The 8,145-nt window shown below is 73.8% G+C and carries 8 protein-coding genes and 1 pseudogene; all 9 read right to left on the bottom strand.

All coding sequences use genetic code 11. The features are described 5' to 3' along the window. Nucleotides 1-239, bottom strand: a 239-nt coding sequence (locus ACZ7LB_RS31795; RefSeq protein ID WP_471473147.1) for a phosphoadenosine phosphosulfate reductase domain-containing protein, incomplete at its 3' end; no start/stop codon positions are given. After that, on the bottom strand, nt 236-802 hold the full coding sequence (gene cysC / locus ACZ7LB_RS31790) for an adenylyl-sulfate kinase (protein ID WP_471473145.1): 567 nt from the start codon (nt 800-802) through the stop codon (nt 236-238). The genes ACZ7LB_RS31795 and cysC, both read right to left, overlap by 4 nt. 2 nt (nt 803-804) lie before the next feature. Next, the gene (locus ACZ7LB_RS31785) at nt 805-1,515 is read right to left on the bottom strand and encodes a phosphoadenylyl-sulfate reductase (protein ID WP_471473143.1); all 711 of its coding nucleotides are present in this window, start codon (nt 1,513-1,515) and stop codon (nt 805-807) included. Next, nucleotides 1,512-1,691, bottom strand: a complete 180-nt coding sequence (locus ACZ7LB_RS31780) for a hypothetical protein (protein WP_265296182.1) — start codon at nt 1,689-1,691, stop codon at nt 1,512-1,514. The genes ACZ7LB_RS31785 and ACZ7LB_RS31780 overlap by 4 nt, the downstream gene beginning before the upstream one ends. Further along, complete coding sequence (locus tag ACZ7LB_RS31775) at nt 1,688-3,385, bottom strand: nitrite/sulfite reductase (protein WP_471473141.1); 1,698 nt, start codon at nt 3,383-3,385, stop codon at nt 1,688-1,690. The genes ACZ7LB_RS31780 and ACZ7LB_RS31775 overlap by 4 nt, the downstream gene beginning before the upstream one ends. Before the next feature lie 139 nt (nt 3,386-3,524). Beyond that, the gene (locus ACZ7LB_RS31770; RefSeq protein WP_356135130.1) at nt 3,525-3,608 is read right to left on the bottom strand and encodes a putative leader peptide; all 84 of its coding nucleotides are present in this window, start codon (nt 3,606-3,608) and stop codon (nt 3,525-3,527) included. A gap of 126 nt (nt 3,609-3,734) precedes the next feature. Then, on the bottom strand, nt 3,735-4,307 hold the full coding sequence (locus tag ACZ7LB_RS31765; protein WP_471473139.1) for a GNAT family N-acetyltransferase: 573 nt from the start codon (nt 4,305-4,307) through the stop codon (nt 3,735-3,737). A gap of 72 nt (nt 4,308-4,379) precedes the next feature. Further along, nucleotides 4,380-5,690 (bottom strand): hypothetical protein, encoded by a 1,311-nt coding sequence (locus tag ACZ7LB_RS31760; RefSeq protein WP_471473137.1) that lies wholly within the window; start codon nt 5,688-5,690, stop codon nt 4,380-4,382. A 573-nt stretch (nt 5,691-6,263) separates the two neighbouring features. Next, a pseudogene (locus tag ACZ7LB_RS31755) lies at nt 6,264-7,538 on the bottom strand (GAF domain-containing protein); the annotation flags it as partial. Nucleotides 7,539-8,145: the final 607 nt, after the last annotated feature.

The following is an 8,145-nucleotide window of genomic DNA, read 5'->3' as shown; positions in this document are numbered from 1 at the left end:
GTGTCGACGTGGAGCAGGGAGAAGGGGACCGGGGCGGGGGCGAACGCCTTCAGCGCGAGGTGCAGCATCAGGATCGAGTCCTTGCCGCCGGAGAAGAGGATCACCGGCCGCTCGAACTCACCCGCCACCTCACGGAAGATGTGCACCGCCTCGGACTCCAGCGCGTCCAGGTGGGAGAGACCGTACGGGCTGTCCGTACCGCCCTCGCCCCCCTTGACCGCGGCGACGGTCGTCGTCATGCCAGTCCCCTTTCGCTGAGCAGGGCGTGGACCGCCGCGGCTGACTCCTGGACGGTCTGGTGCTGCGACTCGATGCGCAGATCCGGCGAGACGGGCTCCTCGTAGGGGTCGTCGACCCCGGTGAGGCCGGTCAGTTCACCGGCGGCCTGCTTGGCGTACAGGCCCTTCACATCGCGTACGGAGCACACGTCGAGCGGGGTGGCGACGTGCACCTGGAGGTACGCGGTGCCGTTGGCCTCGTGCCGCTTGCGGACGGCGTCCCGGCTGTCCGCGTAGGGCGCGATCACCGGTACCAGCGTCAGCACACCGTGGCTCGCGAGCAGTTCGGCGACGAAGCCGATGCGCTGCACGTTGGTGTGCCGGTCCTCGCGGCTGAACCCGAGCCCCGCGGACAGGAATTCACGGATCTCGTCGCCGTCGAGCACCTCGACGCGGTGGCCCTCCCCGCGGAGCCGGGCGGCCAGCTCGTGCGCGATGGTGGTCTTGCCGGCGCTCGGCAGACCCGTGAGCCAGACGGTGGCTCCGGTCGTCACGTTCTTCTCCTGGGTCTCGGTGGTCGTCATGGTCAGCCGTGCAGTCCGCACTCGGTCTTGGAGCGGCCCGACCAGCGGCCGGACCGGGCGTCCTCGCCCTCCAGCACCCGGCGGGTGCAGGGGGCGCAGCCGACGGAGGCGTAACCGTCCATCAGCAGGGGGTTGGTGAGGACCCCGTGCTCGGCCACGTACGCCTCCACGTCCTGCTGGGACCAGCGGGCGATGGGCGCGATCTTCACCTTGCGGCGCTTCTCGTCCCAGCCGACCACCGGGGTGCCCGCCCGGGTGGGGGACTCGTCGCGGCGCAGGCCGGTGGCCCAGGCCCGGTACCCCTCCAGTCCCTCCTCCAGCGGCTTGACCTTGCGCAGCGCGCAGCACAGGTCGGGGTCGCGGTCGTGCAGCTTCGGCCCGTACTCGGCGTCCTGCTCGGCGACGGTCCGGCGCGGGGTGAGGGTGATGACGTTGACGTCCATCACGGCCTCGACGGCGTCGCGGGTGCCGATGGTCTCGGGGAAGTGGTAGCCGGTGTCCAGGAACACGACGTCCACGCCGGGCAGGACCCGGGAGGCGAGGTGGGCGACGACGGCGTCCTCCATGGAGGAGGTGACGCAGAAGCGGCTGCCGAAGGTGTCGGCGGCCCACCTCAGGATGTCCAGCGCGTCGGCGTCCTCCAGATCCCGGCCCGCCCGCTCGGCCAGTGCCCGAAGTTCCGCGGCGTCGGTCCCGTCCTGAATGACCGTCATATCTCTTCCCCTCCCGTGGAGTCGGACCGGAGTCCCTGGGCGAGCAGCCCGAGGAACTTCAGCTGGAAGGCGCGGCCGCAGCCCGCGCATTCCCAGGCCCCGCGGCCCTCCTCGCCGGGACGCAGGTCCTCCTCGCCGCAGTAGGGGCAGTAGAAGGGGGCGGCACGCTCGCTCACGACAGGGAATCCTCCGAGGCGCGGGCGGTCCAGGTGGCGAAGCGCTCGCCGTCCTCGCGCTCGGCGAGGTACCGCTTGAGGACGCGCTCGATGTAGTCGGGCAGGTCGTCGGAGGTGACCTTGAGACCGCGCACCTTGCGGCCGAAGGACGGCTCCAGGCCGAGGGCGCCGCCCAGGTGCACCTGGTAGCCGCCGACCTGGTTGCCCTCGGCGTCGGTCATGAGCTGGCCCTTGAGGCCGATGTCGCCGGTCTGGATGCGGGCGCAGGCGTTCGGGCAGCCGTTGATGTTGATGGTGAGCGGCTCGTCGAACTCCGGGAGGCGGCGCTCCAGTTCGTCGATCAGGTCGCTGCCGCGCTGCTTGGTCTCGCCGATGGCGAGCTTGCAGAACTGGATGCCGGTGCAGGCCATCGTGCCGCGCCGGAAGGACGAGGGGGTGACCCGCAGGTCGAGCGACTCCAGACCCTCGACCAGGGAGTCGACCCGGTCGCCCGGCACGTCCAGGATGATCATCTTCTGCTCGACGGTGGTGGAGACGCGGCCCGAGCCGTGCTCCTCGGCCAGCTCCGCGACCTTGGTCAGCAGGGAGCCGTCCATGCGGCCGACGCGCGGGGCGAAGCCGACGTAGAAGCGGCCGTCCTTCTGCCGGTGCACGCCGATGTGGTCGCGCCACTGCTGGGCGGGCATCTCGGGCGCCGGGCCGTCGATGAGCCTGCGGCCGAGGTAGTCGTCCTCCAGGACCTGGCGGAACTTCTCCGCGCCCCAGTCCGAGACGAGGAACTTCAGCCGCGCGCGGTTGCGCAGCCGGCGGTAGCCGTGGTCGCGGAAGATCGAGGTGACGCCCTCCCAGACGTCCGGCACCTCGGGCTCGGGCACCCAAGCACCCAGCCGCACACCGAACTTGGGGTTGGTCGACAGCCCGCCGCCGACCCACAGGTCGAAGCCCGGGCCGTGCTCGGGGTGGACCACGCCGACGAAGGCGATGTCGTTGATCTCGTGCGCCACGTCGAGGAGCGGCGAACCGGAGACGGCGGTCTTGTACTTGCGCGGCAGGTTGGAGAAGGCCGGGTTGCCGATGTAGCGGCGGGCGATCTCGTCCAGCGCGGCGGAACCGTCGATGATCTCGTCCTCGGCCACTCCCGCGACCGGCGAGCCGAGCATGCCGCGCGGGCAGTCGCCGCACGCCTCGGTGGTGGACAGGCCGACGGCCTCCAGCCGCTCCCAGACCGCCGGGACGTCCTCGATGCGGATCCAGTGGAACTGGATGTTCTGCCGGTCGGTGATGTCGGCGGTGCCGCGGGCGTAGGTCTCGGAGACCTCGCCGATGGTGCGGAGCTGTTCGGTGGTGAGCCGTCCGCCGGTGACGCGGACGCGCATCATGAAGAACTCGTCCTCCAGCTCCTCCGGCTCCAGCAGCCCGGTGCGCCCGCCGTCGATCCCGGGGCGGCGCTGGGTGTACAGGCCCCACCAGCGGAAACGCCCGCGCAGATCGTTCGGGTCGATCGAGTCGAAGCCCCGCTTGGAGTAGATCGTCTCAATGCGTGTCCGCACATTGAGACTGTCGTCGTCCTTCTTGAACTGCTCGACGCCGTTGAGCGGGGTGAAGTGCCCCGCGGCCCACTGGCCTTCACCGCGGTGACGGCTCACCTTGCGGCGGGGAGTCGTGGCAGCAGGCTTCGGCGGAGTGGCGGCCATGGGGTACACGTCCTTCGGGACAGGCGGGAATGCGGCTCTGACCTGCGCTCACGGCGCATGGGCATACGGGCGCGTCGTTGCGCGGGAAAGAGACGAAATGCGAGGGAATCCGGTGGTGCTGGGCGCTTCGGGAGTGCTCTCAGCAGGCCGGACAGATGGCGCTGGACATGCGGCCGAGGTCGACGTGCCGCCGACTCACCAAGGCAATTCCAGTTCCGAACATGGCGGAAGCGTCGCACGGCGATCTGGACCCAGTCCAGCTTAATCCGCGATGTGGACGCCCATGTCTCGCCCTGTAAGACAGCAGTGCTATGCGTCACACGTCCGAAAACGGACGTGTCGGTGCAGGTCAGGAGGGGAAGGCCCCCGGCCATGGACCCGGAGTGGAAACCTCCGGTTCCTCTTCGACCTTGGTGTCGAACAGACGGAAGCCCCTGCGCAGGTAGTTGTCCATCGCGAACTCGCCGTCCTTGCTGCAGGTGTGCAGCCAGACCCGCTTGGTCCCGGCCACCCCGGGCCAGCGGTCCGCGAGGTCCCAGGCGCGGGCGGTCCCGTAGGAGAGGAGGTGGCCCCCGATGCCCCGGCCGCGGAAGGCGTTGATCAGGCCGAAGTACTCGATCTCCACGACGCCGTCGTCGCCCGCCACCAGTTCCACGTAACCGGCCGGGGTGCCGCTCTCGTGCGCCACCCAGGTCTCGACGCCGGGGCGCTCCAGGTGCTCGCGCCAGCGCGGGTGACTCCACACCAGGCGGTCGGTCCACCGGATGTCGGCGCCCACGGAGGCGTACAGGAAGCGGCTGAACTCGGGGGAGGGCACCTCGGAGCGGACGACGCGGACGTCGCCCTCCGGGGCGGCGGCCGGCAGCAGGTCCGTCGGCGCGGTCTGCTCCAGGGACCAGGTGGTCACGGCGATGTTGGTCATGGCGGTCAGAAAACCATCCGCCCCGGAGGTCTGTCGACCGGCGCCGGACGATCCCGCTCCGGCGCCGGGGCGTCAGTCGTCGAGGGCCCGGTCCAGCTCGGCCAGGGGCAGGGCGAACAGCATCCGGCCCGACTGGGACCAGACCTCGCCCGTCTGCGCCCAGTACGCCAGCGAGCCGGCCTCCCCGCTCCAGCACTGGTGCGACCGGTCCGATCCGCACCGCGCCGTCCGCGCGCCCTCGGTGTCCTGCCGCCAGAGCATCCCGCGCCCGCCGTGCTCCCCGGCCGCGCGGCCCAGGTACCAGTCGGAGCGCTCGGCACCCTCCGGGCGGTGCGCCAGGATGCCCCCGACGTCGGCCGCGCCCGTCTCGTACGCCTCGGCGGCGTCGACGTGCCCGGCGTGGTCGGCGGCGGGGAGCCCGGCGCGGTCCGGATCGGCGCTCAGCGGGTAGCGCCAGAGCCGGGTCGGACGGTCGGCGTCCGCGGGCACCCGCTCGCTCGCGACCAGGGTGCCGGTGCCGGTGCCCCGGTCCACCGCGAGCGCGGCGGGGCGCGCGGCCCCGGCGGTGTCGGGCAGCCGGTAGGTGGCGACGGCCGGCAGCACGTACCGCTGGCCGTGCGCGGCCCAGCCACCGGGCACCCGGCCGACGGTGTCCGCGTCGGTGGTGGCGCGCTGGACCCGGTCCACGTCGTAGACGTACAGCGCGTCGCGATCGCCGCTGCCGGTGGTGACGAGCAGCTTGTCGCCGTACCAGACCATGCCGCTGACCGGGGAGGACAGCGCCCGGTAGTCCCGCCCGCCGTCGACCGGGACGGCGAGCAGCGCGGAGGTGTAGGTGAGCCGGGCCGGGTCGTCGGCGTCGATGAACGAGACGCGGGCGGCGCCTCCCCGGGGGCCGCCGTCGTCCTGGCTCCAGGCGGCCAGCAGGACCCGGTGGTCGCGCCAGCGGCCCTTCGCCCCGGCGTCGCCGGAGGTGGTGACCGCGCCGGGCAGCCAGCCCCGGGTGCCGTCCTCGTCCCAGCAGTAGACCCGGGTGGCCGACGGGCTGACCGGCAGGTTGCCCCGGTCGGCGGCGGAGCAGTCGTCGGCCCCGAGCAGCACCCGGTCGGTGGAGCCGAGCAGGGTGTCGGCGTCCACCGGCCCGCCCATCGCGGACGAGAGCCGGTCGAGCCAGTGCCCCGGCACGGGCTGTTCGGTGAGCCGGAGGTCGAGGGTGCGGTCGGCGGCGCTCAGCGGTTTGAGTCCACCGGGTGCGTCGGCCACCTCCGCCTGGGAAGTGCTGATCAGCGTGGCGGCACCGGTCAGGGCGAGGGCCGCCCCGGTCAGGGCCGCGCGCAGGGCTCTGCCGCGTCGGCGTCGGCGGTGTCTGCCGCGCTGTCTCATCGCACCTCCAGTGGCACCCCGTCAACGGCGCCCGACGGTGCTCGCGTTGGCCGGGGCGCCGCCCCGGGCGGTCCGCAGTGGATGGTACGGCAGAAGGGTGCGCGGGTGGACGCCGACGCCGCAATTGCGGGAAACCCCCCTCGTTCAGACGGCCGGCGGGGTGGACGGAAGGGACGCGGGGGACAGAACGGGCGGGTGGGATGCGGGGAGTGCGTGGGGTGAGGGGGGTGTGGCGGAGGTGAGGGACGGGCCCGGGGCGGCGGAGGGGCCGGGGGTGTCCGGGGCGCGGGCCGCGCTCGGCGGGTGCGGATCGCCGGGGGCGCCGGCCGCGCTCGGTGGGTCCGGGGCGTTCGGGAGGCCCGGGGGCGTCGCCGTCCCCGCCGCGCCCGCCGTCCCCGCCCTGCCCGCGGTCTCCGCCGCGCCCGCCGTCCCCGCCGCGCTCGGGGTGCTCGGGGTGCTCGGGGCGCCGGCCGGTCCCGCCGGGTGGGCCGAGCCCGGTGGGGGCGTCGCCGCTGCCCCGCCCGCGGTTCCTCCCGTGCTCACCGGTTCCGTCGGTCCCTCGGCGGTCCGGCGGGTGGCGCGGTGGGCGCGGACGGTGGGGGAGACGGCGTGGGGGAGGAGGTCGCCGGGGTCGTCGGGGAGCCGCACCTCGACCTCCGTGTCATCGCAGAAACGATACGGCCGATGTTCGAGGTACGTCCCCAGATAGCGCCGCACCCGGGACATCTCCGCCCGCACGGTGACCGTGCGGGCCGGGTCGTCGAAGAGGTCCCCGGCCAGCCCCGCCGCGCTCCGCCCGTCCCGGTGAACGGCCAGGAGATACAGCAACTCCGCGTGCCGGGGGCTGAGTTCCCGGGTCCAGGAGCCCGCCCCGCACTGCACCCGCAGCGACCAGCGGCGCGGGTGGGAGAGGTCCAGCACGATGCGGCCGGGGCCGTGCGGGCCGGGCTCCGAGGCGGTCCGCAGCAGCCAGCCGTCGCCCAGCGGCTCCAGGGTGCACGCCCCCAGCGTCGGCAGCCACCGCGCGCCCGCAGCCGGGGACCTGGGTAGCGCCACGCGCTCCGTGTACGGCATCCCGGTGATCGCCGCGGTCCAGCCGTCCGCGTCGACGACCACCGCGCGGCCGTCGAGCCGCGCCAGCACCGGGGCGGCCGTGGCCCGAAGCCGCTCCAGGGACCGCACGTGCCGCTCGCGCAGCCGGGCCTCGGCGAGCTTGGCCACCGTGTCTACCCAGGCGAGGGTGGCGGGGTGCATCGTCTCCAGCGGTCCGCTGATGTCGACGACACCGAGGAGCCGGCCGTTGCGCGGGTCGGTGACGGGCGCCCCGGCGCAGGTCCAGGTGGTGTGCGAGCGGACGAAGTGCTCGGCGGCGAACACCTGGACGGGGCACCGGGTGACGGCCGGGGTGCCGACGCCGTTGGTGCCGACGACGTCCTCCCGCCAGTCGGCGCCCAGCTCGAAGCCGAGGCCGTCGGCCCTGCGCAGCACCTTGGCGCTGCCCTCGCGCCAGAGCACGCGGCCCTCGTCGTCGGCGACGACCATGATGTGGTGCGCGGTGTCGGCCACCGAGAGCAGGCCCTCGCGCAGGACGGGCAGCACATGGCGCAGGGGCGAGGTCTCCCGTCTGCGCTCCAGCTCCTCGCGGGAGAGCAGCCCGGACCGGACGTCGTGGTCGGGATCGACCCCGCCGCGCAGCATCCGCTCCCAGGACCGCTCGATCACGGGGCGGGGCGGGGCCGGTCCGTCCCGGCCGGCGAGCCGGGCGGAGCGGATCTCGTTCAGCATCCGCGCCGTGCGCGCGGTGTCCCCGGCGGCGAACGTCGTTGCGCCCAGCGGCGAAAGTGCCACAGATCCTCCCGGATGTCCGTCCTCCTCATACTGCCCTCTCGCGGGGTGCGACGGGGACCGGTCCGGACACACTCGGCGACAAGTTTGCAACCCCCTGCAACCCTGGCGGCTCTCCCTGCGGCTGTCCGAAACTTGTCCCACGCCGCCCCGAGCGGCGGACACGGCCCGTGAGGGCCGGTGGCGGGGGTGGTGCCGTGTCGGCGCAGCACCACCCCCGCACAACGTGTCGCGGCCGCCCGAAGGGGAGGCCGGTTCCGTGCCGTGTCGGCGCGCGGTGCGCGGGCGGGGCGGTCGCACGTCCTGGCCGAGTTCCGTCCCCCGCCGCTCGTGGTCGCGCCCGCGAGGACCATGGCCCCGCACGCCAACGGGGTTGCCCCCGGCGGGCGGCGGCCACGGCGCCGTTCCGTCCCGTGGGGCACAGGCCCGGCCCGGCCTGTGCGTGGGCGCCGACGGCTCACCCGCCCCACGACACGCGCCGCCCCGTGGCACCACTGGCCCTTGTAGGGCCACCGGGCCCCTACGGCCCCTACGGCCCCTACGGCCCCTACGGCCCCTACGGCCCCTACGGCCCCTACGGCCCCTACGGCCCCTACGGCCCCTACGGCCC

The organism is Streptomyces sp. NPDC107521 (genome assembly GCF_055598485.1).
The sequence above is the reverse complement of the archived record's forward strand: the minus strand, read 5'-3'. Positions and strand labels throughout refer to the sequence as shown.

Excerpts from the sequence above, each read along its gene's own strand:
- cysC (WP_471473145.1), bottom strand. The coding sequence starts at position 802 with ATGACGACCACCGAGACCCAGGAGAAGAACGTGACGACCGGAGCCACC.
- ACZ7LB_RS31785 (WP_471473143.1), bottom strand. The coding sequence starts at position 1,515 with ATGACGGTCATTCAGGACGGGACCGACGCCGCGGAACTTCGGGCACTG.
- ACZ7LB_RS31775 (WP_471473141.1), bottom strand. The coding sequence starts at position 3,385 with ATGGCCGCCACTCCGCCGAAGCCTGCTGCCACGACTCCCCGCCGCAAG.
- ACZ7LB_RS31770 (WP_356135130.1), bottom strand. The coding sequence starts at position 3,608 with ATGTTCGGAACTGGAATTGCCTTGGTGAGTCGGCGGCACGTCGACCTC.
- ACZ7LB_RS31765 (WP_471473139.1), bottom strand. The coding sequence starts at position 4,307 with ATGACCAACATCGCCGTGACCACCTGGTCCCTGGAGCAGACCGCGCCG.
- ACZ7LB_RS31760 (WP_471473137.1), bottom strand. The coding sequence starts at position 5,690 with ATGAGACAGCGCGGCAGACACCGCCGACGCCGACGCGGCAGAGCCCTG.